The sequence below is a fragment of the Celerinatantimonas marina genome, from assembly GCF_046054165.1.
GTDB lineage: Bacteria > Pseudomonadota > Gammaproteobacteria > Enterobacterales > Celerinatantimonadaceae > Celerinatantimonas.
Window position 1 is genome coordinate 235,189 of record NZ_JBFNXK010000003.1, and the last position, 21,760, is coordinate 256,948.

Annotated in this window: 21 protein-coding genes; 8 read left to right on the forward strand and 13 right to left on the reverse strand. The window is 47.7% G+C overall.

Annotated features, from left to right (window positions below):
* Positions 1 to 58: 58 nt before the first annotated feature.
* Entirely contained in the window at positions 59 to 952 is an 894-nt protein-coding gene (gene rarD, locus ABUE20_RS04990; RefSeq protein WP_408618741.1) for an EamA family transporter RarD, read from the forward strand.
* A 44-nt stretch (positions 953 to 996) separates the two neighbouring features.
* On the opposite strand, the gene uvrD is transcribed toward rarD, so the two are convergent.
* Positions 997 to 3,174 (reverse strand): DNA helicase II, encoded by a 2,178-nt coding sequence (gene uvrD, locus ABUE20_RS04995; protein WP_408618742.1) that lies wholly within the window; start codon positions 3,172 to 3,174, stop codon positions 997 to 999.
* Positions 3,175 to 3,325: 151 nt separating this feature from the next.
* Here uvrD and ABUE20_RS05000 point away from each other — a divergent pair, with 151 nt between their 5' ends.
* The gene (locus ABUE20_RS05000) at positions 3,326 to 4,036 is read left to right on the forward strand and encodes a helix-turn-helix domain-containing protein (RefSeq protein WP_408618743.1); all 711 of its coding nucleotides are present in this window, start codon (positions 3,326 to 3,328) and stop codon (positions 4,034 to 4,036) included.
* Between the two features lie 102 nt (positions 4,037 to 4,138).
* Entirely contained in the window at positions 4,139 to 5,038 is a 900-nt protein-coding gene (locus tag ABUE20_RS05005; RefSeq protein WP_408618744.1) for a DMT family transporter, read from the forward strand.
* On the opposite strand, the gene ABUE20_RS05010 is transcribed toward ABUE20_RS05005, so the two are convergent.
* The 6 genes from ABUE20_RS05010 to lptM are packed head-to-tail and all read right to left on the reverse strand — an operon-like array spanning position 5,033 to position 9,578.
* Positions 5,033 to 5,716, reverse strand: coding sequence for an HAD-IA family hydrolase (locus ABUE20_RS05010; RefSeq protein ID WP_408618745.1), 684 nt, complete (start codon positions 5,714 to 5,716; stop codon positions 5,033 to 5,035). The genes ABUE20_RS05005 and ABUE20_RS05010 overlap by 6 nt on opposite strands.
* A gap of 1 nt (position 5,717) precedes the next feature.
* A complete protein-coding gene (gene xerC / locus ABUE20_RS05015; protein WP_408618746.1) occupies positions 5,718 to 6,629 on the reverse strand; it encodes a tyrosine recombinase XerC in 912 nt (303 codons plus the stop codon).
* On the reverse strand, positions 6,613 to 7,311 hold the full coding sequence (locus ABUE20_RS05020) for a DUF484 family protein (protein ID WP_408618747.1): 699 nt from the start codon (positions 7,309 to 7,311) through the stop codon (positions 6,613 to 6,615). Before ABUE20_RS05020 ends, xerC begins: the two co-directional genes overlap by 17 nt.
* On the reverse strand, positions 7,308 to 8,138 hold the full coding sequence (gene dapF, locus ABUE20_RS05025; RefSeq protein WP_408618748.1) for a diaminopimelate epimerase: 831 nt from the start codon (positions 8,136 to 8,138) through the stop codon (positions 7,308 to 7,310). The genes ABUE20_RS05020 and dapF overlap by 4 nt, the downstream gene beginning before the upstream one ends.
* 15 nt (positions 8,139 to 8,153) lie before the next feature.
* Entirely contained in the window at positions 8,154 to 9,401 is a 1,248-nt protein-coding gene (lysA, locus tag ABUE20_RS05030; RefSeq protein WP_408618749.1) for a diaminopimelate decarboxylase, read from the reverse strand.
* An 18-nt stretch (positions 9,402 to 9,419) separates the two neighbouring features.
* Complete coding sequence (lptM, locus tag ABUE20_RS05035; protein ID WP_408618750.1) at positions 9,420 to 9,578, reverse strand: LPS translocon maturation chaperone LptM; 159 nt, start codon at positions 9,576 to 9,578, stop codon at positions 9,420 to 9,422.
* Between the two features lie 73 nt (positions 9,579 to 9,651).
* On the opposite strand from lptM, the gene cyaY reads away from it, so the two are divergent.
* Positions 9,652 to 9,966: an iron donor protein CyaY gene (gene cyaY / locus ABUE20_RS05040; protein ID WP_408618751.1), complete on the forward strand. Its 315-nt coding sequence runs from the start codon at positions 9,652 to 9,654 to the stop codon at positions 9,964 to 9,966.
* A gap of 94 nt (positions 9,967 to 10,060) precedes the next feature.
* On the opposite strand, the gene ABUE20_RS05045 is transcribed toward cyaY, so the two are convergent.
* Positions 10,061 to 12,598, reverse strand: coding sequence for a class I adenylate cyclase (locus tag ABUE20_RS05045; protein WP_408618752.1), 2,538 nt, complete (start codon positions 12,596 to 12,598; stop codon positions 10,061 to 10,063).
* Between the two features lie 219 nt (positions 12,599 to 12,817).
* Between ABUE20_RS05045 and hemC the strand changes: the two genes are divergently transcribed.
* From hemC to ABUE20_RS05065, 4 genes are read left to right on the forward strand one after another with little or no spacing between them, the layout of a single operon-like run.
* On the forward strand, positions 12,818 to 13,750 hold the full coding sequence (gene hemC / locus ABUE20_RS05050) for a hydroxymethylbilane synthase (RefSeq protein ID WP_408618753.1): 933 nt from the start codon (positions 12,818 to 12,820) through the stop codon (positions 13,748 to 13,750).
* On the forward strand, positions 13,737 to 14,471 hold the full coding sequence (locus ABUE20_RS05055; protein ID WP_408618755.1) for a uroporphyrinogen-III synthase: 735 nt from the start codon (positions 13,737 to 13,739) through the stop codon (positions 14,469 to 14,471). The genes hemC and ABUE20_RS05055 overlap by 14 nt, the downstream gene beginning before the upstream one ends.
* A gap of 9 nt (positions 14,472 to 14,480) precedes the next feature.
* Positions 14,481 to 15,569, forward strand: a complete 1,089-nt coding sequence (locus ABUE20_RS05060) for a uroporphyrinogen-III C-methyltransferase (protein ID WP_408618756.1) — start codon at positions 14,481 to 14,483, stop codon at positions 15,567 to 15,569.
* Positions 15,566 to 16,762 (forward strand): heme biosynthesis HemY N-terminal domain-containing protein, encoded by a 1,197-nt coding sequence (locus tag ABUE20_RS05065; protein ID WP_408618758.1) that lies wholly within the window; start codon positions 15,566 to 15,568, stop codon positions 16,760 to 16,762. The genes ABUE20_RS05060 and ABUE20_RS05065 overlap by 4 nt, the downstream gene beginning before the upstream one ends.
* Here the strand turns inward: ABUE20_RS05065 and fre are convergent.
* From fre to trxA, 5 genes are all read right to left on the reverse strand, one after another.
* Entirely contained in the window at positions 16,755 to 17,447 is a 693-nt protein-coding gene (gene fre / locus ABUE20_RS05070; protein WP_408618759.1) for an NAD(P)H-flavin reductase, read from the reverse strand. The two genes, ABUE20_RS05065 and fre, sit on opposite strands and share 8 nt — an antisense overlap.
* Before the next feature lie 78 nt (positions 17,448 to 17,525).
* Positions 17,526 to 18,992, reverse strand: a complete 1,467-nt coding sequence (ubiD, locus tag ABUE20_RS05075) for a 4-hydroxy-3-polyprenylbenzoate decarboxylase (RefSeq protein WP_408618761.1) — start codon at positions 18,990 to 18,992, stop codon at positions 17,526 to 17,528.
* A gap of 8 nt (positions 18,993 to 19,000) precedes the next feature.
* On the reverse strand, positions 19,001 to 19,909 hold the full coding sequence (locus tag ABUE20_RS05080; RefSeq protein WP_408618763.1) for a hypothetical protein: 909 nt from the start codon (positions 19,907 to 19,909) through the stop codon (positions 19,001 to 19,003).
* Between the two features lie 31 nt (positions 19,910 to 19,940).
* Complete coding sequence (rho, locus tag ABUE20_RS05085) at positions 19,941 to 21,200, reverse strand: transcription termination factor Rho (RefSeq protein WP_408618764.1); 1,260 nt, start codon at positions 21,198 to 21,200, stop codon at positions 19,941 to 19,943.
* A 219-nt stretch (positions 21,201 to 21,419) separates the two neighbouring features.
* Positions 21,420 to 21,746, reverse strand: a complete 327-nt coding sequence (trxA, locus tag ABUE20_RS05090) for a thioredoxin TrxA (RefSeq protein ID WP_408618766.1) — start codon at positions 21,744 to 21,746, stop codon at positions 21,420 to 21,422.
* Positions 21,747 to 21,760 lie beyond the last annotated feature (14 nt).

Below are 21,760 nucleotides of genomic sequence, written 5' to 3' on the forward strand. Positions count from 1 at the left end.
TTGCTTTTCTCTCAGATCTGCTAGATTAATTGCCCTTTAAGATCACTATCATCCCTATATGAGCCACAATTCATCGGTACGCTTAGGGGCTATTTATGCCTTTACGGCTTATCTTATCTGGGGAATTGCCCCCATTTACTTTCGGGCCATCGATCAAGTTGCCGCTTCCGATATCCTGTGCCATCGGATTATCTGGTCATGTGTATTATTGGTACTGCTGAGTGGATTCACCCGTAACGGCCCTCAAATTCAGCAAATATTACGCCGCCCCCGGCAACTCCTGATATTACTGATCACGGCCCTACTCATCGGATGTAACTGGCTGATTTTTATCTGGGCCGTCAACCACCATCATATTCTGGATACCAGTTTAGGTTACTTTATTACACCGCTCGTCAATGTCGTCATGGGCATTCTATTTTTACGGGAACGACTCCGGACATTACAATGGCTAGCCGTAATACTGGCGCTGGCCGGAGTCCTTGTGGAATTAATTGAATTTGGGGCTATTCCCTGGATCGCGAGCGCTTTAGCGCTCTCATTCAGTAGCTATGGATTGCTACGCAAACAGATCCAAATTGCAGCATTACCGGGTCTTTTAATCGAAACGGTCTGGCTATTACCACTAGCTCTCATCTATCTCATTTTCTGGGATCACAGCGGTTCACCAGAATTATTTACGGCCCATCCCACATTAACACTACTCGTTATCTGTGCCGGGATCGTCACGACCGTTCCACTGCTATTTTTTACCGGTGCAGCCACACGACTCCCGCTGTCGACACTGGGATTTTTTCAGTATCTAGCCCCATCCCTAACCTTTATTCTGGCGATCACCCTCTATCAGGAACCTCTAGCGCCCGAAAGGCTCCTGACATTCGGCTTTATTTGGGTCGCACTACTGGTTTTTATTTTCGAAAATCGACGACATGCCCGAATCTCGGCTCACTAAGCGTTAACGATCGAGCATCCCCAAAACGGACGGGGCTCAACCGTCTAACCTAACGAGATCAATCGGGCATAAGCGACCACCAGCCATTTACTGCCGACGTCATCAAACTGGACCTGAACCCGGCTTTGTGCCCCGCTCCCTTCATACTGAAGAATTGTCCCTTCCCCGAATTTAGGGTGCTCAACCCGCTGTCCTAAACGAAACCCAGTCTGTTCAAAAGCCGCCTGTTCGGCCACTGCAGAAAACCGACCACTGGCCATCGGCTGGCTGACTTGGGTTGTTAGCCGGATCTCTTCCAAACATTCCACAGGTAACTCCCGAATAAATCGGGATCGACTGTGAAAAGCCTCTTTACCATAAAGCCGTCGGCTTTCTGCATGACATAGATAAAGCTTCGTCATCGCCCGGGTCATTCCCACATACGCCAATCGACGTTCTTCTTCCAATCGCCCGGATTCATCGACCGACTGCTGACTCGGAAACATATCTTCTTCCATCCCCACTAAAAAAACGACGGGGAACTCCAGACCTTTCGCACTATGCAGGGTCATTAACTGAACGGCAGACTCATCGGCTTCCGCCTGATTGTCACCGGCTTCTAATGCGGCATGTGATAAGAAAGCCACCAACGGCGATAGTTCTTCATTATTCGGATCCGGCGTGAATTGACGGGTTGCCGTCACCAGCTCTTTTAAGTTATCGAGGCGAGCCTCTGATTTTTCACCTTTTTCAGCCTCGAACATCGCCATCAGGCCACTGGCCCGGATCACATATTCGGTCTGTTCATCCAGACTCATGGCGTCGGTATGCTCCGCCAAGCTACTCACCAAATCGATAAAACCTTTGAGGGCATTGCTCGCTCGCCCATTTAATAATTTATGCTCCATCGCATAGCGGGTTGCATTCCATAAACTCAGTTGCTGTTCACGAGCCACTTGCCGCAATAGTTCAATGGTCCGTTGCCCAATCCCCCGAGTTGGCGTATTCACGACCCGTTCAAATGAAGCATCATCCTGACGATTATTCATCAGACGTAAGTAGGCCAACGCATCTTTAATTTCCATACGTTCGAAGAAGCGGACACCACCATAGATCCGATAGGCGAGTTGTTCCTGCATCAGCGCTTCTTCCAAAACCCGCGACTGCGCGTTATTTCGATACAAAATAGCACAATCGGACAAGCTCACCCCCTGATCCAGATGCGAGCGGATCCGGGAGACGACAAACCGAGCCTCATCCACTTCATTAAATGCCGAATAGACAGAGATGGCTTCTCCGGCTGCATCTTCAGTCCATAATTCTTTGCCTAAACGCCCCTGATTATGAGAAATCAATGCATTCGCTGCTTTCAAGATGATGCCGCTACTACGATAGTTCTGTTCCAGCCGGATCACGTCCACGTCACTAAAATCCTGACTAAAATTCTGAATATTTTCGATCCGAGCCCCTCGCCAGCCATAAATCGATTGGTCATCATCGCCCACAATCATCACTTTGGCCGTATGCCCCGCTAACAGCCGCAGCCAGGCATACTGGATCGCGTTAGTATCCTGAAATTCATCCACCAATATGTGCTGAAAACGCTGCCGATAATGTTTCAAAGTCGAGGGATTATTTCGCAGCAGTTCCAGAGAACGGAGCAACAATTCAGCAAAATCGACTAACCCAGCCCGATCACAAGCATCCTGATAAGTTCGATAGATATCCACCAGCTGTCGCTCAATCGGATTACCCGTCCAGTCGATATGATCCGGACGCAATCCTTCATCTTTCTGCGCATTGATAAACCACATGGCCTGTTTCGGCGGCCACTGCTTCTCATCCAGATTAAGGCTCCGGATAATCCGCTTCAACAGCCGATGTTGATCTTCTGAATCGATGATTTGAAAATCTTCCGGTAAATTGGCCTGTTGATAATGAGACCGTAACAGACGATGGGCCAGACCATGAAACGTCCCCAACCAAATTCCCTGAAACCGGGGACCAACCAGAGAGGCGACCCGATGTCGCATCTCTGCAGCCGCTTTATTGGTGAAGGTTACAGCCAGCAATGCATGGGGTGAAACCCCTTCAACCTGCATCAAATAGGCGAGTCGGTGCACCAGCACCCGAGTTTTCCCGCTTCCGGCTCCGGCCAGAACCAGCATATTCTGCGCTGGAGCAGCGACGGCCTGTCGCTGTTTCGAATTAAGACCATCAAGCAGTAACGAGATATCATCCATTGCGCGCCTTCATCAACTAAAATATGTACAAAAATCCAGTATACCAAGTTACCTCTGGCAATTGGAGCTTGGGTTAAATTCGAAGAGCCCCTATTGACCTGAGTAACAGATCGCGTTATCAGTAACATTCCCTTTATCAGGTACCTGTTGCATGCCGAATACACTTTCTATTCGTAGTTATAGCCGACAACACTTTGGTCATACCCATGACTATGAACAGTTGGTACTCCCAATCCAAGGCGCGATTAATATTCAATTAGATGGATATAGCGGTAAAGTTTCACTGGGAGAATGTCTTATCATCCGCGCCGGGAAACTCCATCACTTCGATGCCGACGAACAGGCTCGTTTTATTGTGGCCGATATGGAGCAACTTCCCGAAACCCTCCAGCCCCATCATAGCCCCCTATTCAGTTTGTCTCCTCCTTTGCTCAGTTTTTTGTTCTTTGTCGAAAAACAGCTGCAACATCAACTGGATAGTAACCTTGAAGTGTCCATCAACGCCATGTTTTATCAGCTGTTGGCCCGACAAAACCAGCATGATTTAGCCGATCCCCGGATCCGGGAAGTCCAAAGTTATCTCTCGGATCACCTGGCAGAAGAACTCACCATCAAGCAACTGGCTCAAATCGCTTTTTTAAGCCCAACCCAATTCAAAAAACGCTTTAAACAAGCATTAGGGAACAGCGTCTTCCAATATCTGACCCAACTGCGCATGGAAAAAGCCAAAGCACTGCTCATTCATACCGATCTCCCGATCCAGCAAATCGCAGAGCAGGTTGGCTATCAAGATCAATCCGCCTTTAGCCGCCGCTTTACGAACTATACCGGCTTATCTCCCCGAGCGTTCAGCCACGGATAAACATCGTCTTCTCAAGCCATAAAAGCGTCTTTTCTGCACAGTAGATAGGATTTACACGCGCTACTATCTATCCCTCCAGTATTTCAACAGTATTCTGATTTTATGGGCATTATCGCTATTTTAGTCGCATCCTTCTTATGGGGAACCACGGGAACCTTTGCCTCTTTCACCATCCAGACTAATCCGCTGGCCATCGGAGCTTTCGCCACCGGATTCGGGGGTATTTTTCAGGTATTATGGAACTTCCGGGCTATCCTCCGGAATCGATTACCGTTATTACGAATGAAAAAACGGATCGGACTGGGAGCGCTGACCGTCGCCCTTTATCCATTGACATTTTATTCATCGATGACACTTGCTGGTGTGGCCACCGGCACGCTGATCAGTATTGCCACGGCTCCTTTTGCTACTTTGTTACTAGAAGCCATACTCAATCATCAGAACAATCTAAATCGTCGCTGGCTCATCAGCCTAATCTTAGGACTAAGCGGTGTCATATTACTGACCTGCGGCGCCACCCAAACAACGATTCACGTCGACGGCAACTATCTATTGGGTATTGGTCTTGGGGTTGTGGGAGGATTCTGTTATGCCATCTACACTTGGATCGCTAAAACAATGATCGATCAGGAGGTGTGTTCTTCGGCCACGATGGGCATTTTGTTTGGAACGAGTTCGGTGCTGCTGCTCCCGACGCTATTCTTTACCGGTTCGCACCTATTTGCTGTACCCCAAAATTTAGCGATCAGCTGTTATCTGGCGCTGATCCCGATGACATTGGGCTACTTTTTATTTGGCTATGGACTGCGTTCCATTCATGCAAGTACCGCCACATTACTTACATTATTTGAACCATTGGTGGCCGCAATCTTGGCGGTAACGGTCGTTGGAGAAACACTGAGCCCTCAGGGATGGACCGGAGCATTATTAATCCTGTTCAGTCTGTTGTTGATCTCTTGGCGCGGCTCACCGCATTCCAAGAACAAACTGCTCCCGTCATAAAAGAGGCGCCGACAGCTCATCCAATGTCGTCACCATCAAGTGCGGCAGCACAACCGGCATCGAATGCTGCTGATCGTTGAGCCAAATCGCCTGATATCCATTACTGACGGCACCATACACATCGGTGATGGGATCATCGCCGATATGGGCCATCTGAGCCGGTGCTAATTGTAATGCCGCTGCGGCATGCGTAAACAGGTCGGCATGAGGCTTCTGCCGATAACCGCCGCCTGCATAATAAATATGGGTAAAATAGGGTGCCAGACCAATTTTATGAATATCTACATTGCCATTGGTCATCGCCACCAACGGATATCGCTCTGCCAATGTTTTAAGTAACTGGTGACTGGCCTCCGGGACCACAAAATCGGATCGCACTGCGACAAACGCATCCAATAATTCATCGGCCCGCGCTTTAGGATGAGCAATCCCCTGAGTCTTCAGCCCCAGATAAAGCCAGGCTCGACGCCACTCAGTCACATCATGAACCAACGATGGATCCTGCTGTAGAGCTTGCTCTTTATAAGCCACCCAATTGATGCGCCGACCCAGTTCATCGGCCAATGTATCGGTCATCCACTGAGTGGCCCGACGGATCACTGGACGATTATCATACAGCGTATCGTCCAGATCAAAACTTAATGCCAGAGGAGGCTGCCAACGCCGAAAAAACTGCATCTTATTTACTCCGTTTGGCTCGGGGATGCGCAGCATCATACACTTTGGCTAAATGCTGAAAATCCAGATGGGTATAGACCTGAGTCGTCGAAAGATTCGCATGTCCTAACAGCTCCTGCACCACCCGCAGATCACCACTACTTTCTAGCATATGCGTCGCAAATGAGTGCCGCAGCTTATGAGGATTCACATGATTTCCAAGCTGTTGCCGTTGGGCCCAGACATTCAGCCGTTGCTGTACGGACCGCGTCGTCATCCGGGTTTGCCGTTTGCTGACAAACACCGCCTTTTCACCAATTGGGCATAACTGACCGCGAACTTTAAACCATTCCTGCAGCGCCTGTTGAGCCTTGCGTCCAAATGGGACCAAACGCTCTTTTCGCCCTTTTCCCAACACTTTTAGTTCTCGTCGCTGCAGATCAATATCTTTTAGATCCAAACTGCACAATTCGGCCAGTCGTAATCCGGAGGCGTAAAACAACTCCATAATCGCTGCATCACGTCGCCCTAGCGGGCTTTCATCATCAATATTCAACAATTGATTCAAGGTATCGACATCCAAATTTTTAGGGAGGGGTCGCCCTTGCTTCGGTGCCGACAAACTTCGAGCTGGATTAGCCTTAATCTGCCCCTGCTCCAGTAGATACTGATAAAAACTGCGCAGCGCCGACAACTTATTGGCAATAGAACTAGCCGATAACTTTTGCCGATTCAACCGCATCGCCAACTGTCGCAAATCATCCAGCGATGCCTGTCGCCAATCGCTGATATTCATCGAAACGAGTAACTCGGCCTGCTGTTGTAGGCTGCGTTGATAGCCTTCAACGGTTAACGGACTATAACGCCGTTCACTTTCTAAATAAGCTAAAAACTTCTGAACCGGTTTGATAAGCGAATCAGGCAGCGACATCATTCACCAGCGCTGGTAATAAGGTTGCAATCACATCGCATAACTGCCCGAGCAATAAACTATCCATTCCAGCCACATAATGATCGGCATTCAGACTGGCAGCCACAAACAGTCCTAACCGGGCCTGTGGACCTAACGGGATCATTGCTACTGAATTAGCCTGATGGGGAGCATCGAACAATAACTCTCGTTCTCCCCGGGTCAGTCGCCCAAAATAATGCTCCGCATGACTTAACCGAGTCACCCGGATATTTTCAATCTGATCCCCACTTAAGCTGCGATCCCAAAATGATTTTGCCAGAGACAAATGATCCCGATTCAGTCGCAACGACCACGTTGTCACCCCCAACTGCTCCACCAGCGCATGATGCAGATGCATTTCCAATTCAGCCAATGATTGACTACGCATCAGGAGCGGCAATAAATCAACATACACTCGGAAAATCCGCTCATTATGGCTAGCCACCGCCATAAGATCTGTAATCTCAGACTCGAGGGTCTGCACCTTATCTCGCAGTCGCGACAGGTTGAGTTCAACCAGTGACACCGTTCCCCGCTGGGGATGCGGGATCCTAAGTTGAGTCGCAAGCTGAGGATAACGATTAAAAAAATCAGGTTGGTGCTGAAGGTATTCAGCAACCTGTTCATCATCCAATAGCTCGGTCTTCAGATTTGAGACACTCATATATTAATCTGTCCATCAAAGACATGCTCAGCCGGCCCGGTCATCTTGACGGGGCTCCCTTCACAAGGCCAATGGATTTTTAACCGCCCACCGGGAAGATCCACATCGACCGTCTCAGCGAGTTTACCTTGCAATCGTCCCACAACCACGGCCGCACACGCCCCAGTTCCGCAGGCTAACGTTTCGCCCGCACCACGCTCGAAAACCCGTAATTTAATGTGATCGGAACTCAGATACTGCATAAACCCAATATTAGCTCGCTGAGGAAACCGCTCATGACGCTCCAGCAATGGTCCTAAAGTTTCCACTGCCGCCGTATCCACATCGTCTACTTCCAGAACACAGTGCGGATTTCCCATAGAAACCACGCCGCAGAACAGGGTTTGATCGGCTTCCCGCAATAGATATGTTTTTTCAGTTTTGTTGGCGCGGAATGGTATTTTCCCGGGTTCCAGTTCAGGAACGCCCATATTGACCGAGATTTGCCCGTCATCTTCAACATGCAGGACAATTTTTCCAGCCTGAGTACTGACGGCAATATGTTTTTTATTGGTCAGCCCTTTTAAGCGGACAAATTTAGCAAAACAGCGCGCACCATTTCCACACTGTTCCACTTCCCCACCCTCGGCATTAAAAATCCGATAATGGAAATCCAGATCCGGATCATAAGGAGGCTCAACCACCAATAGTTGATCAAATCCCACACCAAAATGACGATCCGCCAATTTGGCCACTAGTTCATTGGTAAAAAAAACATTCTGGGTTACATTATCAATGACCATAAAGTCATTCCCCAGACCATGCATTTTCGAAAAATTAATCAGCATGACCAACTTGCCCCTCTATGGCAACACACTTTCAGTGGCCCATAAGTTTTCACGACTTTCACGTTGCCGAACCACATAAGTTGTAGAGCCATCGACCATAACCTCAGCCGCCCGAGGACGGGTGTTATAATTCGAACTCATCACAAAACCATAGGCGCCTGCCGAACGAACCGCAAGCCGGTCACCCGCAGCAATGGCTAATTTACGCTCTTTCCCTAGAAAATCTCCGGTTTCACATACCGGTCCAACCACATCATAAACCCGTTCCTGTGCTGTGGAATTCACAACGACCGGTTCAATCGCCTGCCAGGCACCATAGAGTGAAGGACGGATCAAATCGTTCATCGCCGCGTCAATCAGAGCAAAATTCTTCGTCTCACCGATTTTTAAATATTCAACGGTCGTCACCAAAATACCGGCATTCGCCATGATCGCCCGACCCGGCTCAAACAATAACATTAATTGCCGATCTCCTAATCGTTCATGTAATGCCGCCGTATAATCATCCGGTGCGGGGGGCTGTTCGTCATCATACGTTACCCCTAAACCACCACCGACATCCAGATGGTGAATATGGATCCCTTCATCGGCCAACAAATCGATCAGTTTCAGCAATTTATCAACCGCTTCGACAAAAGGAGAGAGATCTGTTAATTGCGAACCGATATGGCAATCGACCCCTTTGACCTCCAGCCCGGGCAATTTTGCCGCATACCGATAAACTTCAGCGGCCCGTTCAATCGGGATCCCGAATTTATTGGCTTTTAAACCAGTCGAAATATAAGGATGAGTCTTCGCATCAATATCCGGATTAATCCGCAATGAAATCGGAGCGGTTTTATTTAATTGCAGCGCTACCTGGCTGATTCGATCCAACTCTGGTTCTGATTCAACATTAAAACAAAAAATACCGGCTTTAAGCGCTTCGGCAATTTCGTTGCTAGATTTACCCACTCCCGAAAAGACAACTTTACCCGGATCACCACCAGCCGCGATGACCCGTGCCAATTCACCACCGGAAACGATATCAAACCCCGAGCCCATCCGAGCCATCAGATTTAATACCGCTAAGTTCGAATTAGCCTTCACCGCGTAACAAATCAAATGTTCACGTGTTCCTGCAGCAGTATTAAAGGCCTTCCAGTGTCGCTCTATTGTTGCTCTGGAATACACATAAAGTGGCGTACCATACTCTTCAGCCAATGTGTTGATGGCGACTTGTTCGGCGTATAATTCCCCGCCCTGATAGCTAAAATGATCCAAAAGTTATCCCTCTAACCTTTAATTGCCTGATGTTGTTGTACCCTGATCACCCGGAACAGATTGTTGCCCAGCCGTTTGATGAGCCTGAGATGGGTGTGGTGAATACAGCGGTCCTTTTTGGCCACAACCTGCCAGTCCAGCCAACATTATTACCACAAGCATAAAACGTGTTGCCATAATTTAATTTTCATCCTGTAATAAATGTCTTTATCATCGCATTCAAGACGAGAAAAGCAATAGGATAACTAAGATGACCGATAGTGAATTTCACCAACTTGCAGATCTAATTTTCGAACAGCTTGAAGAAGCTCTGGATAACCATGATGGAGAGATCGATTACGAGGGTGAAGGCGGGTTGTTAAAACTCAACTTTGAAAATGGCTCACAGATGATTATCAACAAACAAGAACCATTACATCAAATCTGGTTAGCCACTAAATTTGATGGTCATCACTTCGAATACCGGGACTCTCAATGGGTTGATATCCGCACCGGGAACGAATTCTTTTCATTTTTACAGCAAGTTATTGAAAAACAAAGTGGGGAACACCTGACACTCTCGTGAGCCAGCTGTAACCAAACGATCTTCCGCGCCAGAAATGGCGCGATGCATTAACATTTCATCAAAACAATAGCAGTACTAAGTGCAAAAAAGCCGGTTACGCCTGGATCTTTTCCGTATCCCCATGAGTCGCATCGGTTGGTGATGCAGCAACCGGACTGCGATAAGGCTGCACGTCAACTTTTCCATCTCGTTCCACAATGTCGTAATACTGAGGAAGATTAAAATTAATGGGCGCACTCGCCGCTTCAAACTGTTCCTGAGTCGAGGTATAAAAACGATTGATCCCTTGCACCAGTTCGTCTTTCGAACCATCAAATTGCTGATAAACTTCAACTCGATTCTGTTCATCAACAATATAAATATTGAGGTCACTGCCTTTGGTTTCAAAGAAATATTGAATTAATCCTTCACTCGCCTGCGCATTGACAATTCCCGGAATGGTCGGAACCACTCCGGCATCCAAACGCAGAGGCTGACGAGCTAGCTTGCTACTGGAATGTTCACTGTAAAAATCCAGACTATTATCAAGTTTTTTCGCTGAAACACCTCGAGCTTCAAAGAAAATACCTATTTTATGCAGACCCACCATCAACGTTTTAATCCGTCGTTGATTATCCGGTGCCAACCGATACTTAATACATTCAACTAATAACTGTCGATAATCATTTAAAATGACCGAACGGAAATGCCGGCTATAACAAAAGACATCGATATGTTCCGGAGGATTGGCATCCCGATGCATTTTCGTCAGAATTGTAACCAATGAATCAGGAACCGCCTCAATCCCATCGAAATGTAGCGTTCTCACTTCATGCCAGGAGTTGCGGTAGACCAAATCAATCGAACCAATCAGACACTGTGGGGACTCACCACGTCCGAACGCAAAAATATCCGGTTTGGCTGCATCAAACTCAATCACTTTACCGGTCCACTGCGCGGTCGGATCAGATTCAAGATTTAAAAAGATCCCCAGATGATTAATTTCGCAGGGACGCGTTAATGCTAAATTGGATGCTGGCGGAACATGCACCGGAAACGCATGCCGCAGATCTTTGGTAAATTCAGTGAGCCGCTGTTCGTCTAGTTCCCCTTTTTTAACCTGTAAGTGTAACTGCGTATCACTGACTAACAGCTCGTTGAAATACCCCCAAGCCACTAATTTGCTGACATAAGAGGCATGCTCTAACACTTTTTGCCCGACCATCATCCGACAATCCAGCGGCTGGCTATATAAATACCACCCCGCTTCGTTGGCACACCCATCAACAACTTGAACAAATGACAGATCTGTTTCCGAAAGATCCGGTGAAACCTGTGGGTTAATCAGTGTCACTTTACCAGGAAGACTTTCGAATGCGGCATAGAGTTTCCTCGATAAGATGCCGATATCCTCAGCATTAATCGATTCACTGATATTATTTAACCGCGCGAAATGAATCAGGTTCCGGTAACTGAGCATCAACGCATCTAATAATTCAGAATAAGCCGCTTTGACTTGCAAGACTTTCCAGCGATTCCGGGTATTCAAATAACGGAGCCGATCATCGTCCCACTGCCACTCCCGGACCAATTTTTTCATGACCTGACGTGGCCAATCTTGGTTTCCGAGCAGATTCGGCAAGCTAAACCGTTCATTATTTTTAAGATAAAAACAACGACGAACTAAATCCAGCCGCGTATAATCGCGGATCCGCAACAGATAATCAGTCACCCGTTGCAACATCATGTAATAGGGATCCAAACGATGATCCGGAGCAAAAACCTCAGGTTGCTGGAACCGAGCTTTAGCTTCAGTCGATAATAAACGCGTCTTCGGATAATCTGCCGAATAGGCTTCCATCAGCACTAATTTCAAAACTGCTTTATACGGGGAGTCGATCCCTTTATACAGCTGCCACAAGGCTGAACCAAAATATTCTTCGGCAGGAATCATATCCAACCCGCCCAGATCCAACCAGCAATCCGGATTAAAAATGCCACTTTCAACATGCCGGCGAACGAATTCATCATAAGGCTCGTCCAAATCAGCCGGAACGGCATACCACACCAGATACTTACCCGCGATCCGAAGCGAGGTCCGGTAAAACTCATCCAACAACAACAGATGCTGAGCACTACCGCAATTATCCGCAGACAACTCACTAATAGCCCCGGATTTGAACTGATGTTCTTCCACCAGAAAAAAGTTCAGTTCGATGTCATACTGAGCGGCCCACTCACTAATCAGTGAACATTTACTCTGTAATAAAGCCCGCTGCGCTAACGATAAAGTATGCCCGTGACACACCCAAATATCTAAATCACTTTGCGTGGACTGTCCCATTGAGGCGGTACTTCCCATCGAATACAACCCCCAAATAGGGGCCGTCATCGCATCCGGTTCCGGGAAAAAACATCCGAAATACTGCTGCAACATGATCTGATGGCGAGCGCTTGGTGAAAACTGACTGATGCCCGAAGGAACATCATCATTGATATAACCGGGAAGTAAAGGGTGATTAAAATGCAACAACAGGGGGAGCAGCTCGAAAACCTGTCGAGCTGATGAACTCATGCTTTGCAGCGCAAATGAGCGCCGCTGATGACTATACTGACTGGCCCGAGCCAGATATTCTTCAATATGTTGTTGCAAAACTGGACCTAAGGCGTTTCCGTCATAACCGAGACTTACGCTCGGTTGCAGGATGATATAACCACAATTGCAGTGTGATCATGGTAACAGTTTATCAGCATCGGGTAAACAAAACCGATGAAAAAACCAACAGTTTATCATGGTTATTTCGCGGAAGCAGGATAATCCATGCTATGATGCCAACCATTCAATTTAAGCGACTTACAAAGAGGAAAAATCGTGCCCGTAGTCCGCATTGCGACCCGACAAAGCCCTCTTGCTTTATGGCAAACCAATTTCGTAAAAAACTGGCTCGAATCATACCACGATCAATTGCAAGTTGAGTTAGTTTTGATCAAAACCAAGGGCGATAAAATTCTCGATACCCCACTGGCTAAAATCGGGGGCAAAGGACTTTTTGTCAAAGAACTGGAAGTGGCGATGCTGGAACATCAGGCCGACCTTGCGGTTCATTCCATGAAAGATGTACCGATGGAGTTCCCCGAAGGATTACAACTCCAAACCATTTGCGCACGGGGAAATCCCTATGATGCTTTTGTAAGTAATCACTATCAGTCTATTGACGATTTACCGAAAGGTGCCATTGTTGGGACATCCAGCCTCCGGCGGCAAAGTCAGCTCCGACACTATCGCCCGGATCTCCAGCTACATGATCTACGCGGCAATGTGGGAACCCGGCTGAGTAAACTGGATGAAGGCCAATTTGATGCCATTATTTTAGCGTGCGCGGGATTAGAGCGGTTAGATCTATCCTTGCGAATAACACAACCATTATCCCCCCAAATCCTATTGCCTGCTGGGGGACAAGGGGCCGTCGGCATTGAATGTCGCAGTGATGATGCATTCATCCAAACGCTGCTCGCCCCACTCGACGATGCCGATACCCGGGATCGCGTGCTGGCAGAAAGAGCCATGAACAATCGGCTTCAGGGTGGCTGTCAGGTTCCCATTGGATGTTACGCCACGCTTCATCCCCAAGGTCAGTTACAATTACAAGGATTTGTTGGTTCTGTCGATGGTCAAACACTGTTAAAAGCAGCGATCAATGGCCCTAGACAACAGGCCGAGCAATTAGGTTACTCTCTCGCGGAAACCCTGCTCGAAAAAGGCGCGGGTCGCATCTTACAGGATCTTACCGGTGCGGCGTTCTAACCGACAATTGCTACTCACGGGGTTTCCCGGCAGTGTCGAACAAGACCAGAGCCATCTCCAAACAGCAGGATATTGCTGCACGTACACTTCGTTGCTGGATCTGGTGGGCTGTGCGCCCTGGCAGGGGAAAATCATGCAGGATTATCTGGCCGGATTTGATGCGATCATTGCCATGAGTCCCCGTGCCAGTCAATTTTGTCAGCCAGATCAGTGGCCCACAAAACGCTACTTTGCCATTGGCCCCAGTTCAGGCAAACGATGGATCAGTGCCGGACTGGATGTGCAACTGGCCACCCCATCCAACAGCGAAGGGATGCTGGAGCTACTCAGTCAACAGCCTGATTTAAGTTCACTTCAGGTTTTATTATTACGGGGGGCTACATCACGAAACTGGCTAAAGCAGAAGCTCCCGGGACTCGTTCGGCACTACAGTGAACTATGCTGCTATCAACAGTGTCCAAAGTTTATTCAGGCTGAAATCGTCCAGCAGTGGGCTGCAAAGGGAATTAATTCAGTCGTTTGCAACAGTGCCTTGCAAGCCAATCACCTGATCCACCTGGCGAATCGTTATCACTGTCAGGCGTGGCTGCAAAATTGTGATTTATTTATTCCAAGTGAACGAGTAGGTAAATCCCTTATCGATTTTAAGTTTCGTCATGTGTATAACTGTCAAGGAGCCACTGTAGAGGCATTAATGGCCACCCTTGAAACTATTGAGTAAGGAATCTCTATGACTGAAGAGCAATCTAAACAACTCCCATCTCAACCCAAGTCGCGGAGCACAAAGCCAGCGCTTGTTTTATCCGGGATTGCTTTAGTTGTGACCATTGCTATTGCAGGCTATGGCTGGACCCTTCTGGAAAAAACCCAACAGCAACTTAACGAAGTATCAGCCCAAGCTTCACAACTGGCTTCGCAGCTGAGCAGTGCACAAATGCAAGCCTCTAAAACCACGGCTCAATTGAATCAGTCGCTGGATCAGACGCAGGGTGAACTTAATAAAAGCAGCAGTCAAACTCGGGAAGTTCTGAGCCGTTTGCAAGCTGATACTCAACAGTTGCATCAACGATTGAATGAATTAAACATTCATGATTTAAATCAATGGCGACTCTACGAAGCCCAATATTTAATTCACATAGCGGCCCGTAAAGCTTGGCTAGAAAATGATATCAACTCGGCTAAATCACTACTGCACAGTGCCGATCAAAGTATCTCCGGCCTTAAAGATCCCAGCTATATTCCGCTGCGCCGAACTATTTCAGATGATATCAATCACCTAGATGCATTACCTGAAGTCGATATCGAAGGAATCGTTATCAAAATTGATAGCTTGCGTGAACAAATCCAACAGTTAGCTCTCACACAAGTCGAACTTCCCAAAGCTCAGTCAGACACGGATCAGCCCTCGCCTACAGAAACGCAGGGATGGCTCATTTCATTGAAACAAACCTGGCATCGATTTATCGATCAATTTATTACGGTACGTCGCCGGGAAGGTGATGTCGAACCCCTGTTGGCTCCCCAACAATCCTGGTATCTGAAACAAAATTTACAGCTCCAATTGCAGCAAGCAGCACTGGCTGCTGAACGACGGCAAAATGACCTCTACCAACAAAGTTTGAAACAGGCTATCGACTGGATTAATCGTTACTTCACCCATAATCCGGCCTCGGAACATCTGGTTCGAAGCTTGAATGAACTATCCGAAACGCCCGTCAGTGCAGTGAAATTGCAACAACTGGGCAGCGTTGCTGAAATTGACCATATTATTACACAACTCGGCCAATCCACTTCGCAAGTGCAGGAGAATAATCAATGATCCGGCTATTTCTCTTATTACTGGTCATTGCCGCAGGAATGATTGCCGGACCACTGCTGGAAGGCCGACAGGGATATGTACTCATTGCGTTTGGCCACTACACGATTGAGATGTCGGTCGTCAGCGGTGTGAGTGCAGTTATTGTGCTGTACATTCTGGCACAACTGGTCACCAGTTTAATCAAACGCTTATGGCTCGGAGCACCGCAGTTGAGTCGTTGGTGGAAAGGTCGCCGCAATCAAAATGCCCGAGAGCAAACCCAGCAGGGATTATTATCACTCTATCAGGGTGACTATCTGGATGCTCAGCAACGCCTGACCAAAGCAGCCAAAGGCAGTGATACACCATCACTCAATTACTTATCTGCCGCGAAAGCAGCTGCTTATCAAGGACAATATAAACAAAGCGATCAGCTATTGGATAAAGCGGATCGTAAAAGCCCGGATTCAAAAACTCGTTATGCCATCAAACTTACCCGAGCCCGACTGAAGTTAGAAGCAGGAGATATGGCGGCGGTGAAAGAACTGATCGCCACCCTGCCGAATGATCAACAACATCGTCCGGCCGTTCAACAGCTTAATTTTGAAATTGCGCGCCATGAAAACGACTGGGCACGCCAGCTTGAACTGTTAAACGCATTGCTGAAACATCAACCTTCCCGCTGGCAAACCGAACAGGCTCGAGTCTATCGGGGACAATTTAATACCTTGGTGAAACAAGATGAAGCGGCATTCGAACGTTATTGGAAAGGTTTACCCAAAAAACTTAAACAACAATCTTGGTTACTGCAGTCGGCCGCAGACGCTCTTCTGCAAGCCAACATGCAAGAACAGTTGCTCTACTGGCTGAAAAAAGCCCTCAGCAATCCTGATGATATAATATTTGAATTAATCGGTAAGTTACCGCAAACGCACTCGCATAAGTTGTTACCCCAACTGGAACAGCTTTACCGACAGCAAACACGCCCGACCTTGTTGCTACCGACACTCGCGGCCATCTGTTTGCATGCCGGAAAGCTAGATGATGCTGAAAAATATTTAAAAGAAAATATGGAACATCATCCCACTGAACAGACTTACCGCTTATTCGGTGATCTTTTCGCGGCACGGCGCGATAGCGCTCAGGCTATGCACTGGTACCGACAAGCGCTCCAAGTGCATCCGTTGTCCCAACCGCCGATCACTTCTAAATAAATTTATACGCGTCGCCGTGTAGCTGATCCAAGGGTAAGCCCCGGGAGATGAAAGCGTCCCGGGCCACCGCTGCCATTTCAAAGCGCCCGGCCACGTACACATCAACATCCGCCAGCGAAGTAAAATCATCCAGCACGGCCTGATGCACCAATCCAACTTTACCCTGCCACTCAGGGAAGGACTGTTCAACCACGGGGACAAACTTCACAACGCCCTGCGCATGCCACTTCTGAGCTAACTCATACAGATATAATCCGCCCAGATTGCGCCCGCCCCAATACAAAAACACTTGTTGCTGATGCGGAATCGATGCCAGATATTCCACCAGTGATTTCGCATAGGAAAATCCGGTTCCGCCCACCAAAATCAGCACATCCCGCTCAGGTGCTTTGCTGATCCCAGCCTCACCAAATGGGAGCTCAACTTCAATGTGACCCTGTTGCTTGAGTCGTTCCACCACCTGCAGCGCATAATCATTCCCAGCCGGAGCCCCGATATGCAACTCTAACCGTTTTGCTGACGAAGTACTGGCAATGGAAAAAGGCCGCTTATCGTCCCCAGCCATAACAACCTGTAGATATTGTCCGGCAGCGAATTCAACAGGCTGATCAGGCGTTAAACTCACGCTATAAATATCATCCAAAATTTGACTTATCATTTCGACTTGGCAATTCATCCGTTTCATTGACTCTCCGCACTTTCAATCGACCCTGATCACACAAGGGATATAAACATATATATTTATTACAGCTTATCATTGCCGCTATTCAATGCCTAGCTGATCCCAAATATCATCGACATGCTGTTTCACCGCATCATCCATTGCAATGACATGTCCCCACTCCCGATCCGTTTCCCCAGGCCATTTGTTGGTCGCATCCAGCCCCATCTTAGAGCCTAACCCTGCGACCGGTGAGGCAAAATCTAAATAATCAATCGGGGTATTTTCCATCATCACCGTATCCCGAACCGGATCCATCCGCGTGGTGATCGCCCAAATCACGTCCTGCCAGTTTCGGGCATTCACATCATCATCGCACACCACAACGAATTTAGTGTACATAAATTGCCGTAAAAACGACCAGACCCCCATCATGACCCGTTTGGCATGTCCCGCATATTGTTTTTTCATCGTGACAATCGCCATTCGGTAGGAACACCCTTCCGGTGGCAGATAAAAATCAACGATCTCTGGAAACTGTTTTTGCAAAATCGGCACAAAGACCTCATTCAACGCTTTGCCCATCATCGCAGGCTCATCCGGTGGACGCCCGGTATAAGTCGAGTGATAGATCGGATCGCGCCGATGCGTGATATGTGTAATCGTAAAAACCGGGAATTCATCGGTTTCATTATAGTAGCCCGTATGATCGCCATAAGGACCTTCTACTGCCGTTTCCCCAGGAAGCAGATAGCCTTCCAGAACAATTTCAGCCTGCGCCGGAACGTCCAAATCATGACTGATACACCGGGTAACTTCGGTCCGACTTCCCCGTAATAGGCCTGCAAAGGCATACTCCGACAATGAATCCGGTACCGGTGTCACCGCCCCCAAGGTCGTGGCCGGATCACAGCCTAAAGCGACTGCAACCGGGTAAGGTTCTCCCGGATGAACCTCCTGCCATTCCCGATAATCCAATGCCCCCCCCCGATGGGAAAGCCAGCGCATGATCAACTTATTTTTAGCCAGCTTTTGCTGACGATAAATACCTAAATTCTGCCGTTTTTTATAAGGGCCTTTAGTGACCGTCAACCCCCAAGTCACCAATGGTGCCGCATCCCCCGGCCAGCAAGTCTGGATCGGTAGTTTATCCAAATCGACTTCATCACCACTTAGCACAACTTCCTGACATGGTGCATGACGGCACTTTTTAGTCGGCATATTCAAGACTTGTTTAAACACAGGCAGTTTTTCAATGAGTTCTTTGAATCCTCGCGGGGGTTCCGGCTCTTTAAGATAAGAAAGCCACTGCCCGACATCCCGCAACTCACTCACATCACGACGCCCCATTCCCAGAGCGACTCGTCGTTCAGTACCGAATAAATTTCCCAGCACCGGGATCGAATAACCTTTGACGTTTTCGAATAAGAGAGCCGGTCCTCCCTGCTTCAGGGTCCGATCACAAATTTCGGTCATTTCCAGATAGGGATCAACGGGATACTGAATCCGTTTCAGTTCACCCTGAGCTTCAAGCAATGTGATGAACTCACGCAGATCATGATATGTCATAGCTTTCCTTATGATCGCGCCGACTGATAGAGCTGATGCGTCATAGTATCGATCAGCGGCTGTAAATGGTGATTGTGCTGACGTTGTTGATCAAGATAACGCTGAGCTTCGGGCGAACGCTGCGCCAAAATCACAATCGCCCGCAGAGCATGGTAGCGCATTTCTGACGTTTTAACGGAAACCGCCGCCGTTAATATCTGCAAGGCTTGCGGAGGTGAAAAATGCTCAGCAACAGCGAGTGCCGCGTCAATGCTGTATTGATCAACGGTCAAATGAAATAACCGGGAGAGTAATTCTGGTGATTTTAAATTCAGAGCAATCGCAGCCAAGACGCTGTTATCCGGGAAGTAAAATCCCTGCTGAATTTGCTGATAAGCCCGATGTAGCTGATCATGGGTCAGCTCACCCAAAGCATGAACAACATCCTGTTGCTGGGCTAACAACAGTGAATTATCCGCTCTAAAAATTTCCCGCCACGGGAAATGCCCTTCTCGTAATAAGCGAGCATACTGCTGCTGACGCTGTTCGACTTGCCAGTGACGGAGGATCGCTCGGGCCAAAGCTGGATAATCATAACGGGGAACCGTAATGGCAAAATCATCCAGAGTCGATTGCTGGGTAATAAGTGGCCGTTCAGCCGCTAACCGGGTCAGCCATTGTCGAATACCATCCGGCGGTTCAATACGGAGCTGATAATAACGACTGAGCAACACATATAACAGCGGTTCCCGCTGTTCTGGTGTCAGAACGGGAATATGATAATTAAGCCAGTTAATATTCCCATCCTGCAACTGTCGTCGGGCCTGTTGCAAGAGCGGTAATGCATCATCAGCTGACGACTCAGCAGCCCATGCCGACGGAACAATGAACCCGGCAAGTGCACCGATCAGCAAACTTACTCGTAACAGTTGCTTCATCCATTAGCCAGCTCGGACTGGCCCTCATCGGTTATTTTTTCTTCATGGCATCAAAGAATTCATCATTCGTTTTGGTCATTGCCAGTTTATCGATGAGAAATTCCATGGCATCAATTTCATCCATCGGATGCACGATTTTACGCAGGATCCACATTTTTTGCAGTTCATCCTGAGTCGTCAGTAACTCTTCACGACGAGTCCCGGAACGATTGATATCAATCGCAGGATAAACACGTTTTTCAGCAATCTTACGGCTTAAATGCAATTCCATGTTACCTGTGCCTTTAAACTCTTCATAGATCACTTCGTCCATTTTCGAACCGGTATCGATCAACGCTGTTGCGATGATGGTCAAGCTGCCACCTTCTTCAACATTACGTGCAGCGCCAAAGAAACGCTTCGGACGATGCAGAGCATTCGCATCCACACCACCAGTCAATACTTTACCGGAAGATGGGATCACGGTGTTATAAGCACGGGCCAGACGCGTAATCGAGTCTAATAGGATCACTACATCTTTTTTATGCTCTACCAGCCGTTTGGCTTTTTCGATCACCATTTCAGCGACCTGAACATGACGGCTTGCTGGTTCATCAAAGGTTGATGCGATGACTTCCCCTTTCACCAGGCGCTGCATTTCAGTCACCTCTTCAGGACGTTCATCGATCAACAGAACCATCAGCTCACATTCGGGATAATTGAACGCAATGTTCTGCGCAATATTCTGCAGTAACATGGTTTTACCGGCTTTAGGCGGTGCAACAATAAGACCACGCTGACCTTTCCCAATTGGGGATGCTAAATCCAGTACCCGGGCGGTAATATCTTCAGTTGAACCATTGCCGCGTTCCATCCGCAAACGTTTGGTTGCATGCAGCGGGGTCAGGTTTTCAAAAAGGACTTTACTACGGGAGTTTTCAGGTTTGTCGTAATTGACTTCGTTGATTTTCAGCAGTGCGAAGTAACGTTCGCCATCCTTCGGTGGTCGGATTTTCCCGGAGATAGTATCCCCAGTGCGAAGGTTAAAACGGCGGATCTGGCTAGGTGAGACATAAATGTCATCAGGACCGGCAAGATACGAACTATCGGCACTTCGCAAAAAACCAAAGCCATCTTGCAAAATTTCTAATACGCCATTACCGAAAATATCTTCCCCGCTCTTCGCGTGGGCTTTTAAGATAGAAAAGATAATGTCTTGCTTACGTAGGCGGGCAAGATTTTCCAATCCCATGTTTTCGCCTAAATTGACCAAATCATGGACTGGGGTATTTTTCAGCTCAGTTAAATTCATAGTGGTGAGTTTCTTGGTTGGTCAGGGATATACCCTAAATAGTTTTATATTTCAGATTAAAGGTTTATAACTTGATAAGTGAGTCGATACAGACTGAAGTAATGAAAGTGGCCTACAGGATCGGCACAGAATCTTCGACTTAGTAAATTAGCACTGCTTCAACGGAAAATCCAGTAATAAAGCAGACTCAAATAGAATCTGCTTTTATTATACTACAATTTATAGGTTTGCATCAATAAATTGTGTCAACTGAGTCTTAGATAAAGCACCAACTTTGGTTGCTGCCACATTCCCACCTTTAAATACCAACAACGTTGGAATACCACGGATGCCGTATTTCGGAGGTGTATTCGGATTTTCGTCGATATTTAATTTTGCTACCGTGATCTTTCCGGCATATTCGCTGGCGACTTCTTCCAAAATCGGCGCGATCATCTTGCATGGGCCACACCATTCAGCCCAAAAGTCTACAATAACGGGACCCCCAGCATTCAAAACACTGGCTTCAAAGCCGTCATCAGTTACATGAACAATATTGTCGCTCATTGGTTACTCCGGGT

Excerpts from the sequence above, each read along its gene's own strand:
- ABUE20_RS05010 (WP_408618745.1), bottom strand. The coding sequence starts at position 5,716 with ATGCAGTTTTTTCGGCGTTGGCAGCCTCCTCTGGCATTAAGTTTTGAT.
- ubiD (WP_408618761.1), bottom strand. The coding sequence starts at position 18,992 with ATGACATATCATGATCTGCGTGAGTTCATCACATTGCTTGAAGCTCAG.
- trxA (WP_408618766.1), bottom strand. The coding sequence starts at position 21,746 with ATGAGCGACAATATTGTTCATGTAACTGATGACGGCTTTGAAGCCAGT.
- cyaY (WP_408618751.1), top strand. The coding sequence starts at position 9,652 with ATGACCGATAGTGAATTTCACCAACTTGCAGATCTAATTTTCGAACAG.
- ABUE20_RS05000 (WP_408618743.1), top strand. The coding sequence starts at position 3,326 with ATGCCGAATACACTTTCTATTCGTAGTTATAGCCGACAACACTTTGGT.
- dapF (WP_408618748.1), bottom strand. The coding sequence starts at position 8,138 with ATGCTGATTAATTTTTCGAAAATGCATGGTCTGGGGAATGACTTTATG.
- rarD (WP_408618741.1), top strand. The coding sequence starts at position 59 with ATGAGCCACAATTCATCGGTACGCTTAGGGGCTATTTATGCCTTTACG.
- fre (WP_408618759.1), bottom strand. The coding sequence starts at position 17,447 with ATGAAACGGATGAATTGCCAAGTCGAAATGATAAGTCAAATTTTGGAT.
- rho (WP_408618764.1), bottom strand. The coding sequence starts at position 21,200 with ATGAATTTAACTGAGCTGAAAAATACCCCAGTCCATGATTTGGTCAAT.
- uvrD (WP_408618742.1), bottom strand. The coding sequence starts at position 3,174 with ATGGATGATATCTCGTTACTGCTTGATGGTCTTAATTCGAAACAGCGA.
- lptM (WP_408618750.1), bottom strand. The coding sequence starts at position 9,578 with ATGGCAACACGTTTTATGCTTGTGGTAATAATGTTGGCTGGACTGGCA.
- ABUE20_RS05005 (WP_408618744.1), top strand. The coding sequence starts at position 4,139 with ATGGGCATTATCGCTATTTTAGTCGCATCCTTCTTATGGGGAACCACG.
- ABUE20_RS05080 (WP_408618763.1), bottom strand. The coding sequence starts at position 19,909 with ATGAAGCAACTGTTACGAGTAAGTTTGCTGATCGGTGCACTTGCCGGG.
- ABUE20_RS05065 (WP_408618758.1), top strand. The coding sequence starts at position 15,566 with ATGATCCGGCTATTTCTCTTATTACTGGTCATTGCCGCAGGAATGATT.
- xerC (WP_408618746.1), bottom strand. The coding sequence starts at position 6,629 with ATGATGTCGCTGCCTGATTCGCTTATCAAACCGGTTCAGAAGTTTTTA.
- ABUE20_RS05060 (WP_408618756.1), top strand. The coding sequence starts at position 14,481 with ATGACTGAAGAGCAATCTAAACAACTCCCATCTCAACCCAAGTCGCGG.
- ABUE20_RS05020 (WP_408618747.1), bottom strand. The coding sequence starts at position 7,311 with ATGAGTGTCTCAAATCTGAAGACCGAGCTATTGGATGATGAACAGGTT.